This window comes from Polaribacter dokdonensis (genome assembly GCF_024362345.1).
Taxonomy (GTDB): Bacteria; Bacteroidota; Bacteroidia; order Flavobacteriales; family Flavobacteriaceae; genus Polaribacter; species Polaribacter dokdonensis.
Genome location: NZ_CP101505.1, coordinates 1,998,552 through 2,016,468, shown reverse-complemented (window position 1 = coordinate 2,016,468; position 17,917 = coordinate 1,998,552). Strand labels below are relative to the sequence as shown.

Annotated in this window: 20 protein-coding genes; 19 read left to right on the top strand and 1 reads right to left on the bottom strand. The window is 29.8% G+C overall.

Annotated features, from left to right (window positions below; translation table 11 throughout):
* Positions 1-188: 188 nt before the first annotated feature.
* Positions 189-2,267 carry a M13 family metallopeptidase gene (locus tag LPB302_RS08940; protein WP_053973870.1) on the bottom strand — a complete coding sequence of 693 codons (2,079 nt, stop codon included), beginning with the start codon at positions 2,265-2,267 and terminating at the stop codon, positions 189-191.
* Positions 2,268-2,409: 142 nt separating this feature from the next.
* Here LPB302_RS08940 and trxA point away from each other — a divergent pair, with 142 nt between their 5' ends.
* The 19 genes from trxA (at position 2,410) to LPB302_RS08845 (ending at position 17,886) form a co-directional block, all read left to right on the top strand.
* Positions 2,410-2,769 (top strand): thioredoxin, encoded by a 360-nt coding sequence (trxA, locus tag LPB302_RS08935; RefSeq protein ID WP_053973871.1) that lies wholly within the window; start codon positions 2,410-2,412, stop codon positions 2,767-2,769.
* Positions 2,770-2,904: 135 nt separating this feature from the next.
* Positions 2,905-3,243, top strand: coding sequence for a PadR family transcriptional regulator (locus LPB302_RS08930; RefSeq protein ID WP_053973872.1), 339 nt, complete (start codon positions 2,905-2,907; stop codon positions 3,241-3,243).
* An 11-nt stretch (positions 3,244-3,254) separates the two neighbouring features.
* Positions 3,255-3,923 carry a hypothetical protein gene (locus LPB302_RS08925; RefSeq protein WP_053973873.1) on the top strand — a complete coding sequence of 223 codons (669 nt, stop codon included), beginning with the start codon at positions 3,255-3,257 and terminating at the stop codon, positions 3,921-3,923.
* A 1-nt stretch (position 3,924) separates the two neighbouring features.
* Positions 3,925-4,581, top strand: coding sequence for a hypothetical protein (locus LPB302_RS08920; RefSeq protein WP_053973874.1), 657 nt, complete (start codon positions 3,925-3,927; stop codon positions 4,579-4,581).
* Positions 4,578-5,276 (top strand): hypothetical protein, encoded by a 699-nt coding sequence (locus tag LPB302_RS08915; protein ID WP_053973875.1) that lies wholly within the window; start codon positions 4,578-4,580, stop codon positions 5,274-5,276. The genes LPB302_RS08920 and LPB302_RS08915 overlap by 4 nt, the downstream gene beginning before the upstream one ends.
* Positions 5,277-5,285: 9 nt before the next feature.
* Positions 5,286-5,993, top strand: coding sequence for a hypothetical protein (locus LPB302_RS08910; RefSeq protein WP_053973876.1), 708 nt, complete (start codon positions 5,286-5,288; stop codon positions 5,991-5,993).
* A 48-nt stretch (positions 5,994-6,041) separates the two neighbouring features.
* Complete coding sequence (locus tag LPB302_RS08905; protein ID WP_053973877.1) at positions 6,042-7,508, top strand: DUF5687 family protein; 1,467 nt, start codon at positions 6,042-6,044, stop codon at positions 7,506-7,508.
* A gap of 7 nt (positions 7,509-7,515) precedes the next feature.
* Positions 7,516-8,211, top strand: a complete 696-nt coding sequence (locus tag LPB302_RS08900; protein WP_053973878.1) for an ABC transporter ATP-binding protein — start codon at positions 7,516-7,518, stop codon at positions 8,209-8,211.
* 121 nt (positions 8,212-8,332) lie between these two features.
* Positions 8,333-10,540: a type IX secretion system periplasmic lipoprotein PorW/SprE gene (gene porW, locus LPB302_RS08895; RefSeq protein ID WP_053973879.1), complete on the top strand. Its 2,208-nt coding sequence runs from the start codon at positions 8,333-8,335 to the stop codon at positions 10,538-10,540.
* A gap of 2 nt (positions 10,541-10,542) precedes the next feature.
* Positions 10,543-10,992: a bactofilin family protein gene (locus LPB302_RS08890; protein WP_422903155.1), complete on the top strand. Its 450-nt coding sequence runs from the start codon at positions 10,543-10,545 to the stop codon at positions 10,990-10,992.
* Positions 10,931-11,173 carry an AtpZ/AtpI family protein gene (locus tag LPB302_RS08885; protein WP_053973880.1) on the top strand — a complete coding sequence of 81 codons (243 nt, stop codon included), beginning with the start codon at positions 10,931-10,933 and terminating at the stop codon, positions 11,171-11,173. Before LPB302_RS08890 ends, LPB302_RS08885 begins: the two co-directional genes overlap by 62 nt.
* Positions 11,166-11,555: a DUF6168 family protein gene (locus LPB302_RS08880; protein WP_053973881.1), complete on the top strand. Its 390-nt coding sequence runs from the start codon at positions 11,166-11,168 to the stop codon at positions 11,553-11,555. Before LPB302_RS08885 ends, LPB302_RS08880 begins: the two co-directional genes overlap by 8 nt.
* An 80-nt stretch (positions 11,556-11,635) precedes the next feature.
* Complete coding sequence (atpB, locus tag LPB302_RS08875; RefSeq protein WP_053973882.1) at positions 11,636-12,769, top strand: F0F1 ATP synthase subunit A; 1,134 nt, start codon at positions 11,636-11,638, stop codon at positions 12,767-12,769.
* Between the two features lie 122 nt (positions 12,770-12,891).
* Positions 12,892-13,080, top strand: coding sequence for an ATP synthase F0 subunit C (gene atpE / locus LPB302_RS08870; RefSeq protein WP_053973883.1), 189 nt, complete (start codon positions 12,892-12,894; stop codon positions 13,078-13,080).
* A gap of 82 nt (positions 13,081-13,162) precedes the next feature.
* Positions 13,163-13,660 (top strand): F0F1 ATP synthase subunit B, encoded by a 498-nt coding sequence (locus tag LPB302_RS08865; RefSeq protein ID WP_053973884.1) that lies wholly within the window; start codon positions 13,163-13,165, stop codon positions 13,658-13,660.
* Positions 13,661-13,664: 4 nt separating this feature from the next.
* A complete protein-coding gene (atpH, locus tag LPB302_RS08860; RefSeq protein ID WP_053973885.1) occupies positions 13,665-14,222 on the top strand; it encodes an ATP synthase F1 subunit delta in 558 nt (185 codons plus the stop codon).
* 21 nt (positions 14,223-14,243) lie between these two features.
* Positions 14,244-15,821 (top strand): F0F1 ATP synthase subunit alpha, encoded by a 1,578-nt coding sequence (atpA, locus tag LPB302_RS08855; protein WP_053973886.1) that lies wholly within the window; start codon positions 14,244-14,246, stop codon positions 15,819-15,821.
* Positions 15,822-15,888: 67 nt separating this feature from the next.
* Positions 15,889-16,755: an ATP synthase F1 subunit gamma gene (gene atpG, locus LPB302_RS08850; protein ID WP_053973887.1), complete on the top strand. Its 867-nt coding sequence runs from the start codon at positions 15,889-15,891 to the stop codon at positions 16,753-16,755.
* Positions 16,756-16,953: 198 nt separating this feature from the next.
* A complete protein-coding gene (locus LPB302_RS08845) occupies positions 16,954-17,886 on the top strand; it encodes a hypothetical protein (RefSeq protein WP_053973888.1) in 933 nt (310 codons plus the stop codon).
* The last annotated feature ends 31 nt before the right edge of the window (positions 17,887-17,917 follow it).

Genomic DNA, 17,917 nt, shown 5'->3' with positions numbered 1-17,917 from the left:
TAGTAAAAGGAGTATGTAGGGGGCACCTTTTCTGATAACTATAAAAATTAAAAATCAAATACCTGGTATTTGACTAGGGGTTTAGTAGTACAAGTTACAATTTATTTTTTAAGATTAGTATATTTTTACAAAAAAAGCATTCAAGAATATTCTTGAATGCTTTTAAATACTTTTAAAAATGTTATTTATTACCAAATACTAACTCTATCCTCTGGTTTTAAATACATTTTATCACCTTCTTTAACATCAAAAGCAGCATAAAATGCATCTACATTTTTAAGAGGCATGTAGGCTCTATACATTCCAGGAGCATGAGTATCTGTCATTATTAAATTTTTAAGAGCCTCATCTCTCATTTTAGTTCTCCAAATGGTACCCCAAGAAAGGAAAAATCGTTGTTCTGGAGTATAGCCATCTATTTCTCCTGGTCTTCCATTCTTTTCTAAGAAAATTTGTAAACCTTCATAAGCAGCTTGTACACCACCTAAATCTCCAATGTTTTCACCTAAGGTAAACTCACCATTTAAGTGCATGCTATCTATAGCAACAATATTACTGTATTGATCTATTAACTTTTTACCAGCTTTTTTAAATTCTTCAGAATCTGCATCTGTCCACCAGTTTTTAAGATTTCCATCACCATCAAAACGTGCTCCAGAATCATCAAAACTATGAGATATTTCATGACCAATAACAGCACCAATTCCACCATAATTTACAGCTTCATCTGCTCTATAATCGTAAAAGGGAGGTTGTAAAATTGCTGCAGGAAATACAATTTCATTGTTTACAGGATTAAAGTAAGCGTTTACAGTTTGTGGAGACATGCCCCACTCTGTTCTGTCTACTTCTTTACCTAATTTATTCATGTTTTGGTTATAATTCCATTTTGTAACATTGATTACGTTTTCAAAATAAGAGCCACCTTCTTCTAAACCTTTTACTTGCAATTCAGAATAATCTTTCCATACATCTGGATAAGCAATTTTAACCGTTAATTTGTGTAATTTTTCTAAAGCTTTTTCTTTAGTAACTTCACTCATCCAAGGTAATTGTGATATTCTTTTTTCAAAACCAAGCATTACATTATCTATCATTTCCTCTGCTTTTTTCTTAGCCTCTGGAGGAAACATTTTTTCTACATACAATTTACCTAAAGCTTCACCAATTGCTCCATTTAAATTGTTTAAAGCACGTTCGTCTCTTGCACGTTGTTTTTTAGCTCCACGCATTTCTTTACTATAAAACTCCCAGTTTGCAGTTTCTAAATCTGTAGAAAGAGCACCTAAAGCACTGTTAATTGTGTTCCAACGTAACAATAATTTGATGTCTTCTACTGACCTATTTTCAAAAATATTACTCATTTCTTTAAAGTAACCTAGATCTGTTACAATAACAGTTTCTAAGTCTCCAACACCAATACCTTCTAAATGAGCAGACCAATCTATAGCTGGTGCTAATTTTTGAAGTTCTTCTATAGACATTGGGTTGTATAACTTTCTAATATCCCTGCTTTCTTCTTTAGTCATCATTGGCTCGGCTAAACTTTTTTCGAAAGCCACAATTGTAGCCGCATTTTGTTTTGCAGTTGCTTCATCATCACCAAATTCTTGTAGCATCTTAGCTATAAAAATTTCATATTTTTCTAACTTATCTTTTACTTTAGCATCAACATAATAATCTCTAGTTAAACCTAAAGAACCTCCACCCATATAACCTGCATACTGACTACTGTTTTTAAGGTCGTTAAAAACACCAAAACCGTAAAAACCTCCTCCTCCATAAGGAGCCATATTGGTTAAATATGTTTCTATATCTTTTTTAGTTACAATTTCATCAATTTTAGACAAATAAGGCATAACAGGTGCTTTGCCTTGTTTGTTTCTTGCAACAGTATCCATTATGGTTTCATAATAGTTAACTGCTTTTTCTTGATCTGAATCTATTTCATTTCCTTGTGCATCTTTTATTTTTGGGAAATCTCTTTCTTGAATGGCTACATTTAAAATTTCTAAAACATCTGCATCTGTTTTTTTACGTAGTTGATTAAAACCACCCCAAGAAGTTTGGTCATCAGGAATTTCGGTATTGTCTAACCAAGATCCATTTACGTGTCTAAAGAAATCATCTGTAGGTTTTACAGAGGTATCCATATTTTCTAATACAATACCAGCTACTTTTTCTTCTTCTGGTTTATCGTTTTTACAAGAAACAAAAGCTATAGAAGCTATAGCAGTTGTGAACAATAGTTTTTGAACGCTTTTCATTATTTCTGTTTTTGATTAATTGATTATTAGTTGCTTAATTCTAAAAATGTTACAATAAATTAACATATAAATTTCAAATTAGAGCGTTTTGTAAGAGTTTTAAATATTCTTCGACTAAATTTGTACTAAATTATAAAACAATATGACAGAGAATCTAACGAAAGAAACGTTTTTAGAAAAGGTATTTAATTTTAAAGAAAATAAAGAGTGGAAGTTTGAAGGTAAAAGACCTGCAGTAATAGATTTTTATGCAGATTGGTGTGGACCATGTAAAATGTTGGCACCAATTTTAGAAGAACTTTCAGAAGAATATGGAGATAAAATTGATATTTATAAAATAGACACAGAAGCAGAACAAGAGCTTGCTGCTGCATTTGGAATTAGAAGTATACCATCTATGCTATTTTGTCCTTCAGAAGGAGAACCACAAATGGCAAATGGAGCTTTACCAAAAGCAGATTTAGAAAGAGTTATTAGCGAAGTTTTAAAAGTAGAGAAATAGAATAATCTACTGTAGAATTTATAGCCTGAAATTTATTTCAGGCTTTTTTTATACATAAAACTTATATACATAAGATTTTTATGCATTAGAAAATTATGTATATATTTGTTACTATCATAGTAAAATAGTTCACTTATGGGAAATCAGAAATTATACAAAGGTTCTTTACAAACCATCATTTTAAAATTATTAGCAAGTAATACTAAAATGTATGGTTATGAAATAACACAAAAAGTAAAAGAATTAACAAAAGGTGAATTAAAAATTACTGAAGGTGCATTGTACCCAGCTTTGCACAAATTAGAGGCTGATGGTTTGTTAGATGTAGAGGTTGCAAAAGTGGGTAATAGATTGCGTAAATATTACAAATTGACAGAAAATGGAACTAGAGAAACTGCCAACAAATTAGAAGAAATGCAAGAGTTTTTAAAAACGATGCAACATTTGGTGAATCCTAAATTTGGTTTAGAATAATTTTTGTAGCTATGGAATTAACTAAAGAACAATTACTACAATTACATAATTACATTTATGTTTCTGGCATAAAATATTATGATGTAAGAACAGAGTTGGTAGATCATTTTGCGAATATTTTAGAACAAAGATTAGATGAAAATCCTGATTTAAACTTTAAAAGAGAAATAGAAGTTATTCATAAAAATTTTTCTGATAAAGGCTTTAGTAAACTTTTAAAACAGAAAACAAAATCTGTAACAATAAAGTTTTTTAAACAGTCTTTGTATAACTTATTATCCTTTTTTAAAATCCCTAAGATTCTAATTACAGCTCTATTATTTATAGTTCTATTCAAAGCACAATTTCTTTTCTCTAATATAGAAAACTTTTTTCTAAGCTTATTTCTTTTTGCTGTTTTACTAATGTTTATTTCAGCATACAAAGCAAAGGAAAGAAACAAGCAAGAGCCATTTTTAAGTCTTAGTTTAACTTTAGGTTTTATGCAAGTGTTTCATATTTTAGTAATGATGTTGCAATTTAGTTACAGCAGATCTTTAGAAAGCTTAGCAAACACAACACACAACACCCTATTTATTGGTTGTTTTACGCTGTTGTATCTTTTCTTTTGGTCTGGAGAATATGTGTACCAACAAAATAAATTAGCCGTTAAAGAACAGTATCCTAATATATTAATATAAGATGGAATTAACGAAAGAACAAATAACCCAAATAGATAAAAGACTAAAATCTGGTGGAGTTAAATATTGGGATTTGCGCTTAGAAGTTATAGATCATATTGCAACAGATTTAGAAGAAAATGCAAAAAGCGGAGATTTTAAGACAGAACTGAATAATTCTTTAAAAAGAATCGGATATTATAATAATTTGTTTAATGTAAACACTAAAGGTTGGCAAAATGTAAACAAGTATTATAGAAAAAAATACTTCCAAAATATTAAAAGGTATTTAAAAAATCCAAACATTTTACTTTTAGTAATTTTAGGTGTAATTGTAAATTACGTCTTGTATGATTTTTTGAGTTTTAAAGATTTTAGATTGGTCAATTTTTCTTGTTATATTTTAGTTTCAATTCCAATTTTTGTGTTAACTATTAAACTTTGGTTTAAAAAACATGGTAGATCTGTACACTTAGATTATGGTATTTTTTATTTCGGTTTTGCTTTAATTATGATAAATCTTCCTTTACAATTTTCAAGCTTATTAGATGATTTTTACCAAAAAATACTTTTAGTTGTTCTATTACCCATATTTACATTGGCTACCTTTTCTGGTTATCAACTTTTTAGTGAATCTATTCAAAAAGTAGAAAGAATTAAAAAAGAACTAAGTTTATGAAATTAACTGAAAGTCAAATAGAAAACCTTTACAACTTTACAAGACAACATTATGTGGAATATTATGATGTGCAAACAGAGTTGGTAGATCATTTGGCGAATGATATTGAGGAAATTTGTTTAGAAAATCCAAATTTAACTTTTGAAGAAGCTAGAGATAAATCGTTTAAAAAATTTGGAATTTTTGGCTTTATGAATGTTGTAGAAAGTAAAGAAAATCAAATGACAAAAAAATATTTTAAACTAGTTTTAAAATTTGCGAAAGAATGGTTGAGTTTGCCTAAAATCGTTTTAACAATTTTACTTTTATTTGGTTTTTATCAACTACAGCAATATTCTTTTGGATATCAAATTTATTTAGGAATATTCATTACAAGCACTATTACTCAGTTTATTATGCTTATTAATAATACTCGCAAATTAAAACGAAAGCAAAAACAAACTCAAAAAAAATGGCTTTTTGAGCATGTTTTAAACATGCAAGGTTTAGGAAATACATCGCTTATATTTATCTATTTTTTTGATTTTCCAGTTTCTAGTGCAAAAGAATTTTTAGCTATGGGCGATTTTAAAAGAGCCTTCTCTGCTATTTTAATTACAGCATTTTTAATTATTACCTACATCACTTTAGTTGTAATTCCTAAAAAGACAGTAGAGTTGTTGGTACAAACATATCCTGAATATAAAATGTCCTAATTAATTGATATGAAATTAACTGAAAGTCAAATAGACAATTTATATAAATTTACAAGGCAACATTATGTATATCATTATGATGTACAAACAGAATTGGTAGATCATTTAGCGAATGATATAGAGCAAATTTGGATCGAAAATCCGAAAATTACTTTTGAAGAAGCTAGAGATAAATCATTTAAAAAATTTGGAATTTTTGGCTTTATGGATGTTATAGCTGCCAAACAAAAACAAATGGATAAACGCTATTGGAAACTTCTTTTACGTTTTGCAAAAGAATGGTTTACGCTACCAAAATTACTTACAACATTATTGATGTTTTTTGGTGTTTTCTTTTTGATGCAAATTCCATTTGCAGAAATTGCAATAGTAAGTGTTTTATTAATTTTAGTGGTTTTTGAAATGATTGCTGTTTATAAAATTAGAAAAGAACACAAAGCAAAAGAAAAGACAGATGAAAAGATATTTCTACTAGAAGCAATGATTGGCACCACCAAAAACAGTTTTACAGGTTTTACGTTTATCAACCTATTTAATTTCATAAATCTTACAGATTTCGATTTTTCTAGGTTAAATGTGTATTGGCTATTACTCATTGCTCTAACAGTTACTGTTTTAGTAATATTCTTTTACGTTTCTAATTATGTATTGCCTCAAAAAGCAGAAGAATTATTACAAGAAACGTATCCAGAATATAAAATGGTCAAAAATTTGTAACAAAAACTGCATATCAACTACTTATACTCGAACTAATTTACCAAACTTATGATTTCACATTTTCTTAACCTAGAATGGAAACAATATTTTAGAGCCGCAAATTGGCAAAAAAGTGTTTTTCTAAACATTCTGTTAGTGCTTTTTGCACTCTACTTTATAGTTAGTTTTTTAATAATTGGTATTGGAGGTTATTGGATTTTAAAAGAAATGTATCCAGACCAAGACCCATTAGTAGTAGTTAATGCGTTTTTGCTTTATGCAATTGTGGGCGATTTAATTTTTAGGTACCTCATGCAGAAACTGCCTGTAATGAATATTAAACCCATGCTAACTTTACCAATTCCAAAAAGTAAAATTGTTCATTTTATTTTGGTAAAATCATCATTCTCATTTTTTAATATTATGAGTTTGTTCTTCTACATCCCATTTGCAGTGGTTTTAATTATGCAAGGTTATAATGTATTAGGAGTTTTAGGTTGGTTATTTACCATGATTTTTATTATTCAATCAGTAAATTATTTAAATTTTCTAATTAATAAAAACACTAAGATATTTGCTGCTTTAATTACAATTATAGTTGCAGGGTATTTGGTTAACTATTTTAATTGGTTCAATCTACCAGGTTTTATTGGTAAAGGTTTCGATTTTATTTACATGAACCCAATAATGGTATTTGCTTTTGCTGCATTGCTCGCTCTTTTATATAGTATAAATTATAAACAGCTTAGAAACGAAGTGTATTTAGATGCTGTTATTTCTGAAAAAACCAAAGAAGTAAATGCATCAGATTTATCTTTTGCAGACAAATTAGGAGATTTAGCGCCATTCATAAAAAACGACTTACGTTTAATGTGGAGAAACAAAAGAACCAAATCTGGTGTTTGGATGATTTTGGTTGGCTTGTTATATGGTTTAATATTCTATCCTAATCCAATGTACAAAGACATGCAGTTTATGTATGTTTTAGTTGGTATTTTTTCTACAGGTACATTTTTAATCAATTTTGGGCAGTTTATTCCTGCTTGGGATAGTAGTTATTACAAAATGTTAATGAGTCAGAATTTTAAATATGAACGTTATTTAGAATCTAAATTTACAATAATGACAATTAGTGTTGTTGCATTATTTGTGTTGGGTATACCTTATGTTTACTTTGGTTGGAAAGTTTTATTGGTTCATTTTGCAGCCATGATTTACAATGTTGGTGTAAACACTCATGTAATTTTATATGGAGGAACATTTAACAGAAAAAAAATTAATTTAGATGAAAAAGCAGCCTTTAACTTTCAAGGAACAGGAGCTGTACAATGGTTAATTGGTTTGCCTCTAATGCTTTTACCAATGGCTATTTTTGGTATAATAAATTGGTTGGTAAGTTTCGAAATTGCAACCATTACATTAGCTGTTTTAGGTTTTATTGGTATTGCACTTCATAAAAAATTAATGACAGCCATCACAAAAAAATACATTACAAATAAGTATGTAATGATTCACGCATTTAATCAAGAAAACTAAACAAGCCATGATACAAACTACACAACTTTCAAAAAAATACGGATCTGCAGAGGTTTTAAATATTAACGAATTAGAAATTCCAACTGGCCAAAGTTTTGGTTTAGTAGGTAATAATGGTGCAGGTAAAACAACATATTTTAATATTTTATTAGATTTAATTAGGCCAACAACTGGTGCTATTGTAAATCATGATATACAAGTAAACACTAGTGAAGATTGGAAAGCGTTTACAGGTTCTTTTATAGATGAATCTTTTTTAATTGGCTATTTAACAGCAGAAGAATACTTTGAGTTTGTGGGCGATTTAAGAGGAATGAATAAGGCAGATGTTACAAAATTTATCAATCAGTTTGATGAGTTTTTCAATCAAGAAATAATAGGTAAAAAGAAATATTTAAGAGACCTTAGTAAAGGAAACCAGAAAAAAGTAGGTATTGTAGCTGCAATGATGGGTAATCCTCAAGTGGTAATTTTAGATGAACCTTTTGCCAACTTAGATCCAACAACACAAATTAGGCTAAAGAAAATCATTAAAGAATTAACAGAAAACAGAGAAATTACAGTCTTAATTTCTAGTCATGATTTAACACATGTAACAGAAGTTTGCGAAAGAATTGTAGTTCTAGATAAAGGAAAAGTGGTTAAAGATATTGTTACATCTGCAGAAACCTTGCAAGAATTAGAAAGCTATTTTGCTGTGTAATTAGTCAATCTTTAATTTATTATTATTTTTACAAGCTGTATTTATACTATTTTCGCTAGAAAATAGTTGTAAATTACAGCTTTTAACTTTTGTTAAAGAACTAATTTTAGAATCGCCAGTTTTGAAAATTACATTTAGGTACCTTATCTTGTTTACATTTATTGCTGTAATTGCTTCATGCAGCACTAAAAAAGATTCTGTAATTAGTAGAAATTATCATGCCTTAACAACAAAGTACAACATCCTTTTTAATGGTAATAATGCTTTTGATAAAGGTATAGACGAAATCAACAATAGTTACACAGATGATTGGTTTCTGCAATTACCTTTAGAGCCTATAGAATTTGAAGAAGATAAAATTATTGCACCTACTTTTAACAACAATATTGGAAGTGGCTTTAATAATGATAAGGATAAGAAACCAACTACCACTTTTGAAAGAGCAGAAGAAAAAGCTGTAAAAGCAATTCAGAAGCATGGAATGAATATAGATGGTATTGAAAGAAATAGACAAATTGATAATGCCTATTTACTTTTAGGTAAAGCACGTTATTATCAACAAAGATTCATACCTGCAGTAGAAGCTTTTAATTATGTTATTGCCAATTATCCTAATGCAGATTTAATTGCTGAAACAAAAATTTGGAGAGCTAAAACCAATATCAGGCTAGATAATGAAGAAACTGCAATAGAATCTATGAAACTCTTGTTGGTAATTAGAGATACTTTAGAAGCAGATTTACCAAATAGAATAAAAGAGCAAGCACATACAGCATTAGCTATGGCTTATGTGAAAAGTGACAGTTTGCAGAACGCAAAAAAACATTTACAATTAGCTACTAGAACTTTAGAAAACCAAGCACAAGGAGCTAGAAACCTTTTTGTTTTGGGTCAAATTTATAGTTTAGAGGATAAAAAAGATTCTGCTAACTTAACTTACAATAGATTAGCAAATTTTAAAAAAGCGCCTTACAAGTATAAAATTCATGCTAATATAGAACTGGCAAGAAACACCACAAACGATTCTATTTCAGTTGTGGTTTTAAATACACTTCAAGAACTAATTAAAGACAGAGAAAATAGGCCTTATTTAGATGAGTTGTATTATCAAACAGCAGTGCTACAAGAAAAGAATGATAGTATTCAATTGGCAAAAAACAACTATTACAATTCTTTAAGAGCAGCAAATGCAGGTGATAAACAAAAAACTTTTACCTACGAAAATTTAGGAAATTTAGCATTCAAAGAAGCAGAATATCAAAATGCAAGTGCTTATTATGACAGTGTTTTACAATTTACCAAAGACACTTTAAACCTTAGAATTCGAAGAATTAAACGTAAATATAAAAACTTAGCATCGCTTATAAAGTTTGAAGATGTTGTGCAAACAAATGATAGTATTGTAAGAATTGCAACACTAACAAAAGAAGAGCAAACTACCTTTTTCGAAAATTATATAGAAAAAATTAAAGAGGCAGATGAAGCTGCAGCACAATTAAGACTAAATCAAATGGCTTTTGCGAATCCAATAAGTGGTTTGCAACCAGCAAAAAAAGGAGAATGGTATTTTTACAATAGCCAATCTTTAAGTTTTGGAAAATCAGAATTCTTTAAAATTTGGGGCAATAGAAGGTTAGAAGATAATTGGAGATGGTCTGAAAAAGCAAGTATTGGTATTGCAACTAAAGATTCAACTGCAGTAAATAAAGTTAATATAAAGTACGATTTAGATACTTATTTAAGTACAATACCTAAAGAACAATCAGAAATAGATAGTTTAATAATTACTAGAAATGAAGCACTTTATGAATTAGGATTGATTTATAAAGAGCAGTTTAAAAATTTAGATTTGGCCAAACAGAGGTTAGAAAGAGTAAATGATTTGAATGAAGATGAAGCTCTAGTCTTACCCATAAATTGGCATTTATATCAACTATACACAAGTTTAGACAACGAAACTGAAGCTGAACAATATAAAAATGTAATACTTACAAAATATTCAGAAACCAAGTTTGCGCAGGTAATTTTAAATCCTAATGTAGTTTTTAGTGATGAAGTAGAGGTTAATGAGGTAGAGCGTAAGTATAAAGAATTGTATTATTTGTATAAAGACGATAAGTTTAATGAGGTAATTACACAGATTGATGCATTTCTGCCTTCAATCCCAAATGCTGCATTATTACCAAAGTTCGAACTTTTAAAGGCACTAGCAATAGGTAAATTTAAAACAAAGAAAGAATATAAAGCAGCTTTAGATTATATAGTTGTTAGTTATGGCAATACAGAAGAAGCAGAAAAAGCCAAAGCAATTGTAGCACAATTAAAATAAATGTGCCTAAAATTAAACCAAAAGAATCAGAGAAAACAAGGAAATCTAAAGACATGGAAAGAAATGTAATAGCCAAAAACACTAAAATTGTTGGAGATATTTTATCTGAAGGCGATTTTAGAATTGATGGATCTTTAGAAGGTAATTTAACCACAAAAGGTAGAGTTATAATTGGTGCAACTGGTGTTATAAAAGGCAATGTATCTGCATCTAATTCTGATATAGAAGGTGATTTTTCTGGAGAATTAAAAGTAGTAAAAACACTTACAGTAAAAGCTGCAGCTAAAATTTCTGGAGATGTTGTTGTAGGAAAATTATCTATAGAGCCAGGAGCAACTTTTAATGCCTCTTGTGCAATGAAAGCACCATCAAAAGAAAGTAAAAAAGAGGATGACACAAAAGAACAGCCAACCAAATCCAAAGAATCCAAACCCAAAAAAGCCTTTAAATAAGGCATTACAACTCTCAGGAGCAGGTTTGCAAATGGGTGTTACTATTTATTTGGGTTATTTGTTGGGTCAGTGGTTAGACGTTAAATTTGAAACTACTTATTTAGAGAAAACCATAACATTACTTTCTATCTTTTTAGCAATTTATACATTAATCAAACAAGCCAATAAAGTTAATGATTAAAAAGCTCATTGTTTACTTATTAACGTTTACAGCTCTGTATTTTATTGGTTTTTATTTGCATGAAAATTATATAGAAAACAAAGCAATATTATTGCCTTTTTCTTTGCAAAAAATATACCTATTTCATAGTGGTTTTTCTCTAATGGTTTGTGCAAATCTTCTCCTTTTGTCTAGTGTTAATAAAATTGCAGATCAAGTTGGATTTATATATCTAGGAACAATACTCTTAAAATTATTGCTTTTTTCTATAATCTTTTATAAATCAATAATTACCAATGAAATTTTAGAATTTTCAGCAAGAATTTCGCCTATCATTCCTCTATTAATTTTTTTATTAACAGAAGCTTTTTTTGTAATCCAAATCCTTATTAAAAAAGAATAAAAAAAAATATCTTAAAAAAGCGTTTGTAGTTTTGAATTATTAACTATTTTTGCGCGGAATTTAGAAAGCACATTTTTACCATGAAGATTGCACAAAAATCTATCAAATTTCTTATAATAATATTTATAGCCCTTTTTTCGGCTACAATCTTTGCGTCTGATTCAGATAAAAAGCATGATAACCAAAATGATGGAGGTCGTGTAAATACCAAAGAAGAAATTAATGATTACATCAAACATCACTTAGCAGATTCTCATGATTTTTCATTATTCTCATATACGAATGATGAAGGGGATAGAAAGCATGTTGGTTTTCCTTTACCAGTTATCATTTGGACAACTGAAGGTTTAGTTGCATTTATGTCTTCTGAATTTCATCATAATGATGATGGACATGTAATTGTAGAGAAAGATGGTTTAAAATTTGCTAAAATTCATTCTAAGATTTATGAATTAGATGAAGGGGCTGCTCAAGTTTCTTTTGATGAAACGCATCATGCAACAAATGCTCACAAAGTTTTAGATTTTTCTATTACAAAAAGTGTTGTTGGTATTTTAATCGCCGCTTTTTTAATCTTTTTTGGCTTTTCTAGATTAGCTAAGCAGTACAAAACAAAATCAATACCTACTGGTCTAGGTCGTGCTTTAGAACCATTGGTTTTATATGTGAGAGATGAAATTGCTAGACCTAATATTGGTGAAAAGAAATATAAAAAATTTATGCCTTATCTTTTAACGGTATTTTTCTTTATATGGATACTAAACTTAATGGGTTTAACTCCAATAGGATTTAATGTTACAGGACAAATTGCAATTACAGTATGTTTGGCAATTTTTACCTTAATCATATACATAACTAATGGTAGTAAAGACTTTTGGATGCATACATTATGGATGCCAGGAGTGCCTAAATTATTAAGACCTATTCTTGCTGTTTTAGAGTTAGCAGGGTACTTATTAATAAAGCCATTTTCATTATTAGTACGTTTATTTGCTAACATTACAGCAGGTCACTCAGTAGTAATGGGTATTGCAGCTTTAATGTTATTATTAAAAGCTGAATTCGGGACTGTTGGTGCAACAGGAATCTCATTTTTCTTAACCTTATTTTTAACGGTTATAGAAGTATTAGTGGCTTTTTTACAAGCATTTATTTTTACAATGTTATCAGCATTGTTTATTGGAATGGCTGTAGAAGAACACGAGCACCATTAGTCAAGTGTCAAATCATAGATTTGATATTTTAAACTAGTTCTGATTAAAGTCAGAATCTCCATAAAGGAGAATATAAAAAGAGAATTAGAGTTTGTTTAATTAATATTTAAAAATCAATTAGTATGTACAATTTAATTGGAGCAGGATTAATCGTAATCGGAGGTGGAATCGGACTTGGTCAAATTGGTGGTAAAGCAATGGAAGGTATTGCTCGTCAGCCAGAAGCAGCAGGAAAAATCCAAACAGCGATGATCATTATTGGAGCATTATTAGAAGGTTTAGCATTTGGTGCTTTACTTTTAGGTAAATAATCTGATACAAAAACAAGACATATATCTGTAACGGTTGGTTACAGATATATTCTTAAAATTAGACAACAAAATAAATAACATTATGGATATTTTTAATGATTTTTCAGTAGGTTTATTCGCACTTCAATTAGTTATACTTATTGTTTTACTAGTGCTTTTGAAGAAATTTGCTTGGAAACCAATTTTAAACTCTTTAGAAGAAAGAGAATCTGGAATTGAAAACGCTTTAGCTGCTGCAGAAAATGCACGTAAAGAAATGCAAAATTTAACTGCAGATAATGAAAGGTTAGCAAAAGAAGCAAGAGCAGAAAGAGAAGCTATGATGAAAGAGGCTAGAGAAATTAGCGATAAAATTATTTCTGACGCAAAAGAAGATGCAAAAGAAGTAACAACCAAGTTAATCGAAACTGCCCAAGCCTCTATTCAACAAGAAAAGCAAGCAGCTTTAGCAGAATTAAAGAAAAACGTAGCAGAATTATCTATTGGTATAGCAGAATCTGTAATTAAAAAAGAATTATCTTCTAAGAAAGATCAATTAGATTTAGTAGAAGGTATTTTAAAAGACGTAACTTTAAACTAATTTTATGAAAGACGCAAGAGCAGCATTACGTTACGCAAAAGCTATTTTAAATCTTGCTAAAGATTCTAATGATGAATCTGCTGTGCATGAAGATATGCAGCTTATTGCAGCTACTATCGAAGGCAGTAAAGAGCTTTCTGTAGTTTTAGAAAGTCCAGTTATAAAGGTTGCAGATAAAATGAATGTTTTAAAGGCTACATTTTCTAGCAAAATAAACAACATTACCTTAGGCCTTTTTAATCTTTTACAAGAAAATAAAAGAATCGCTATGTTAGAGGCTATTGCTAAGCAATATTCAATAATATACGATTTTGATAAGAATACACAAGTGGCTAAAGTTACAACAGCTGTGCCAATTTCTCCAGAAATTGAAGCGCAAGTATTAGCTAAAATTGTAGCTTTAACAGGTGATAAAGCAAACCTAGTAAATGAGGTTAATCCTTCAATATTGGGTGGTTTTATTTTAAGAGTTGGAGATGTGCAGTATGATGCAAGTATCTCTAATCATTTAAGTGAATTGAAAAAGGAATTTGACAATAGTCATTATATTCCAAAAATTTAATAATACATCAAATTAGAAAAGATGGCAAGTATTAAACCAGCTGAAGTATCAGCAATTTTAAAAGAACAACTTACAAATTTTGAAGCTCAAGCTTCATTAAGTGAAGTAGGAACTGTATTACAAGTGGGTGATGGTATTGCTCGTGTTTACGGATTGTCTAACGTACAATATGGTGAGTTAGTAGAATTCGAAAACGGCTTAGAAGGTATTGTATTAAACTTAGAAGAAGATAATGCAGGTGTTGTATTATTAGGTGCTTCAACTTCTGTAAGAGAAGGTTCTACTGTAAAGAGAACTGAAAGAATTGCTTCTTTAAGAGCAGGTGAAGGTATTGTTGGTAGAGTTGTAGATACTTTAGGTAGCCCAATTGATGGGAAAGGACCAATTGAAGGTACAACCTACGAAATGCCATTAGAAAGAAGAGCACCAGGTGTAATCTATAGAGAGCCAGTAACAGAACCGTTACAAACTGGTATTAAATCTATTGATGCAATGATTCCTGTTGGAAGAGGTCAGCGTGAGTTGATTATTGGAGATAGACAAACAGGTAAATCTACGGTTGCTTTAGATACTATTTTAAATCAAAAAGAATTTTACGATGCTGGTAATCCAGTATATTGTATATACGTAGCTATTGGTCAAAAAGCGTCTACTGTTGCAGCAATTGCAAATATGTTAGAAGAAAGAGGAGCTTTAGCTTACACAACTATAGTTGCAGCAAATGCATCAGATCCTGCAGCAATGCAAGTTTATGCACCTTTTGCAGGAGCAGCTATTGGAGAGTATTTTAGAGATACAGGTAGACCTGCTTTAATCATTTACGATGATTTATCTAAGCAAGCAGTTGCATACCGTGAAATTTCTTTATTATTAAGAAGACCTCCAGGACGTGAGGCATATCCAGGAGATGTATTTTACTTACACTCAAGATTATTAGAGCGTGCTGCAAAAGTTATTAATGATAACAAAATTGCTAGTGAAATGAATGATTTACCAGATTCTTTAAAAGGAATTGTAAAAGGTGGTGGTTCATTAACAGCTTTACCAATTATTGAAACTCAAGCAGGAGATGTATCTGCATATATCCCAACAAACGTAATTTCTATTACAGATGGTCAGATTTTCTTAGATGGAGATTTATTTAATTCTGGTGTAAGACCAGCAATTAACGTAGGTATTTCTGTATCACGTGTTGGGGGTAATGCACAGATTAAATCTATGAAGAAAGTATCTGGTACTTTAAAATTAGATCAAGCTCAGTTTAGAGAATTAGAGGCATTTGCTAAATTTGGTTCAGATTTAGATGCAGCTACAATGAGCGTAATTTCTAAAGGTCAGAGAAACGTAGAGATCTTAAAACAAGCGCAAAACGATCCTTTTACTGTAGAAGATCAAATTGCAATTATTTATGCTGGTTCTAAAAACTTATTAAAAGATGTACCAGTTAATAAAGTTAAGCAATTCGAAAAAGATTATATCGATTATTTAAATGCTAAACATAGAGATACATTAGATGTTTTAAAATCTGGTAAATTAACTCCAGAAGCTACTGCAACTTTAGAAGAAGCTGCAGCTGAAATTTCTAAGCACTTTGCATAAACATATATAGTTAAAAGATTTTAGACGCTTTTCTAAAATCTTTTAACTTTTAAGTAACAAGTTAAGAATGGCGAATTTAAAAGAAATACGTAATAGAATAACCTCTATTAAATCAACAATGCAGATTACATCTGCCATGAAAATGGTATCTGCTGCAAAGTTGAAAAAAGCGCAAGATGCAATTATTGCAATGCGTCCTTATTCATCTAAATTAACAGAATTGTTGCAAAATTTAAGTGCAACTTTAGAAAGTGATGCTGGTGGAGCGTATTCAACACAAAGAGAAGTTTCTAAAGTATTGTTAGTAGTTGTAACCTCTAACAGAGGTTTATGTGGTGGTTTTAACTCATCTATTACCAAAACTGTAAATAAAATAATTACAGAAAAGTATTCAGATAAAAATGTAGAGATTTTTGCCATTGGTAAAAAAGGTGAAGACGTTTTATCTAAAACTTGTAGTGTAGTTGCTAGTAGAAATGACCTTTATGATGAATTAACTTTTGATAACGTATCTGCAATTGCAGAGAAGTTAATGAACTTATATACAGAGGGCACTTATGATAAAATTGAATTGGTGTACAATCAATTTAAAAATGCTGCAACTCAATTACCACAAGTAGAGCAATTTTTACCTATCAAACCAATTGAGGGTGGAGATGCAGCTGCTGTAAACTCAGATTATATTTTTGAGCCTTCTAAAGAAGAAATTGTAGAAGCTTTAATACCAAAATCTTTAAAGACACAATTATATAAAGCTGTAAGAGATAGTTTTGCTTCCGAACATGGAGCTAGAATGACAGCTATGCACAAAGCAACAGATAATGCTAAAGATTTACGTGACGAATTATTATTAACGTATAACAAAGCACGTCAAGCAGCAATTACTAATGAAATTTTAGAAATTGTTGGTGGTGCTGAAGCATTAAATAATTAGACGAAGTCAAATTATTAAAAATATTTAAAGAGCGAACTTAAAGGAGTTCGCTCTTTTTGTTTTCAGATAATAATTGACAGGAAGAAACAAATTATTTAAAGTGTTAATAAATAGTTTGTTATGTCGTTTTGTTTCATGATTTATTTTTTTGGCACGCAATTTGAATATTCATAGTCATAACCATAAAATAGAAGGCTTATGAAAACGCTAAAACTACTATTCACGATTATTATTACAGGTACACTTTTAAGTGCTTGTACAACAATTTATGATGATGGTTTTGTAGACTATCAACCTACTGTAGACGAAGTTGTTTCTAGCTATGATTTATGGTACGTAGATTATCACAGAACCACAGGAACAGGAGATATTCCTTATGTTTCTAGAGCATTCACACTATCATTTTTAAATGGTATTCTATATGCTAACAATAATATTGTAGATATTGGAAGAACAGGAAATGGTTTAGGAATGGATGTTGGTACTTATGGTACTTTTAATGGTCTATTGGCTACCAATCACGATTTAGATGGAGCTAACGATTTTGAAGTTAGTATTTTATCAGATAACGAAATTGTATTGTATAATTTTAGACAGAATGTAAGCTACTATTTAATAGGCTATAATGTAAATACCTTTGATTATGATAAGCTATTTTATGAAAACATAGAATACTTTTTACAAGAGTATTTAGCTTGGGAAAAAGTAAGTGCAACAGGTGGTACTCCAAATGCTTTTGATGATGAAAATTACCTTGAGTTTACACCAGAAAATTTAACAACTTTTAGAAGTTCTCAAGATGACTTTGGCACGCAAGTTGCAGATATTAATTGGAACTATGTTGGAGGATATGAAGTGTTTGATGTAACAGGTTTTGAAGACCTAAAAATTTTAACACTGAATTATGATAATGGAGATATAGAAGAGTTCGAATTAAGCGTTGTTAATGATGGTAGAGTAAGTTTATTCCACTATAATTCAGAAACAACATACGATTTTTCAGGAAGAGGATTTATACAATTCAAGAAAAGTGAAGAATCTGTTAAAAGTGCAAAGGACATTGTAAGAAATAGCAATAGAAAACGTACTATTATAAAGAGGAAAGTAAAGAACAGAAGAAATTTAAAATAAAGTTTGGTTAGTTGATTTTTGATTGGTTGTT

What these genes read in the sequence shown, in the direction of transcription:
- LPB302_RS08940 (WP_053973870.1), bottom strand. Translation starts at nt 2,267, where the DNA reads ATGAAAAGCGTTCAAAAACTATTGTTCACAACTGCTATAGCTTCTATA.
- trxA (WP_053973871.1), top strand. Translation starts at nt 2,410, where the DNA reads ATGACAGAGAATCTAACGAAAGAAACGTTTTTAGAAAAGGTATTTAAT.
- LPB302_RS08930 (WP_053973872.1), top strand. Translation starts at nt 2,905, where the DNA reads ATGGGAAATCAGAAATTATACAAAGGTTCTTTACAAACCATCATTTTA.
- LPB302_RS08925 (WP_053973873.1), top strand. Translation starts at nt 3,255, where the DNA reads ATGGAATTAACTAAAGAACAATTACTACAATTACATAATTACATTTAT.
- LPB302_RS08920 (WP_053973874.1), top strand. Translation starts at nt 3,925, where the DNA reads ATGGAATTAACGAAAGAACAAATAACCCAAATAGATAAAAGACTAAAA.
- LPB302_RS08915 (WP_053973875.1), top strand. Translation starts at nt 4,578, where the DNA reads ATGAAATTAACTGAAAGTCAAATAGAAAACCTTTACAACTTTACAAGA.
- LPB302_RS08910 (WP_053973876.1), top strand. Translation starts at nt 5,286, where the DNA reads ATGAAATTAACTGAAAGTCAAATAGACAATTTATATAAATTTACAAGG.
- LPB302_RS08905 (WP_053973877.1), top strand. Translation starts at nt 6,042, where the DNA reads ATGATTTCACATTTTCTTAACCTAGAATGGAAACAATATTTTAGAGCC.
- LPB302_RS08900 (WP_053973878.1), top strand. Translation starts at nt 7,516, where the DNA reads ATGATACAAACTACACAACTTTCAAAAAAATACGGATCTGCAGAGGTT.
- LPB302_RS08885 (WP_053973880.1), top strand. Translation starts at nt 10,931, where the DNA reads ATGACACAAAAGAACAGCCAACCAAATCCAAAGAATCCAAACCCAAAA.
- LPB302_RS08880 (WP_053973881.1), top strand. Translation starts at nt 11,166, where the DNA reads ATGATTAAAAAGCTCATTGTTTACTTATTAACGTTTACAGCTCTGTAT.
- atpB (WP_053973882.1), top strand. Translation starts at nt 11,636, where the DNA reads ATGAAGATTGCACAAAAATCTATCAAATTTCTTATAATAATATTTATA.
- atpE (WP_053973883.1), top strand. Translation starts at nt 12,892, where the DNA reads ATGTACAATTTAATTGGAGCAGGATTAATCGTAATCGGAGGTGGAATC.
- LPB302_RS08865 (WP_053973884.1), top strand. Translation starts at nt 13,163, where the DNA reads ATGGATATTTTTAATGATTTTTCAGTAGGTTTATTCGCACTTCAATTA.
- atpH (WP_053973885.1), top strand. Translation starts at nt 13,665, where the DNA reads ATGAAAGACGCAAGAGCAGCATTACGTTACGCAAAAGCTATTTTAAAT.
- atpA (WP_053973886.1), top strand. Translation starts at nt 14,244, where the DNA reads ATGGCAAGTATTAAACCAGCTGAAGTATCAGCAATTTTAAAAGAACAA.
- atpG (WP_053973887.1), top strand. Translation starts at nt 15,889, where the DNA reads ATGGCGAATTTAAAAGAAATACGTAATAGAATAACCTCTATTAAATCA.
- LPB302_RS08845 (WP_053973888.1), top strand. Translation starts at nt 16,954, where the DNA reads ATGAAAACGCTAAAACTACTATTCACGATTATTATTACAGGTACACTT.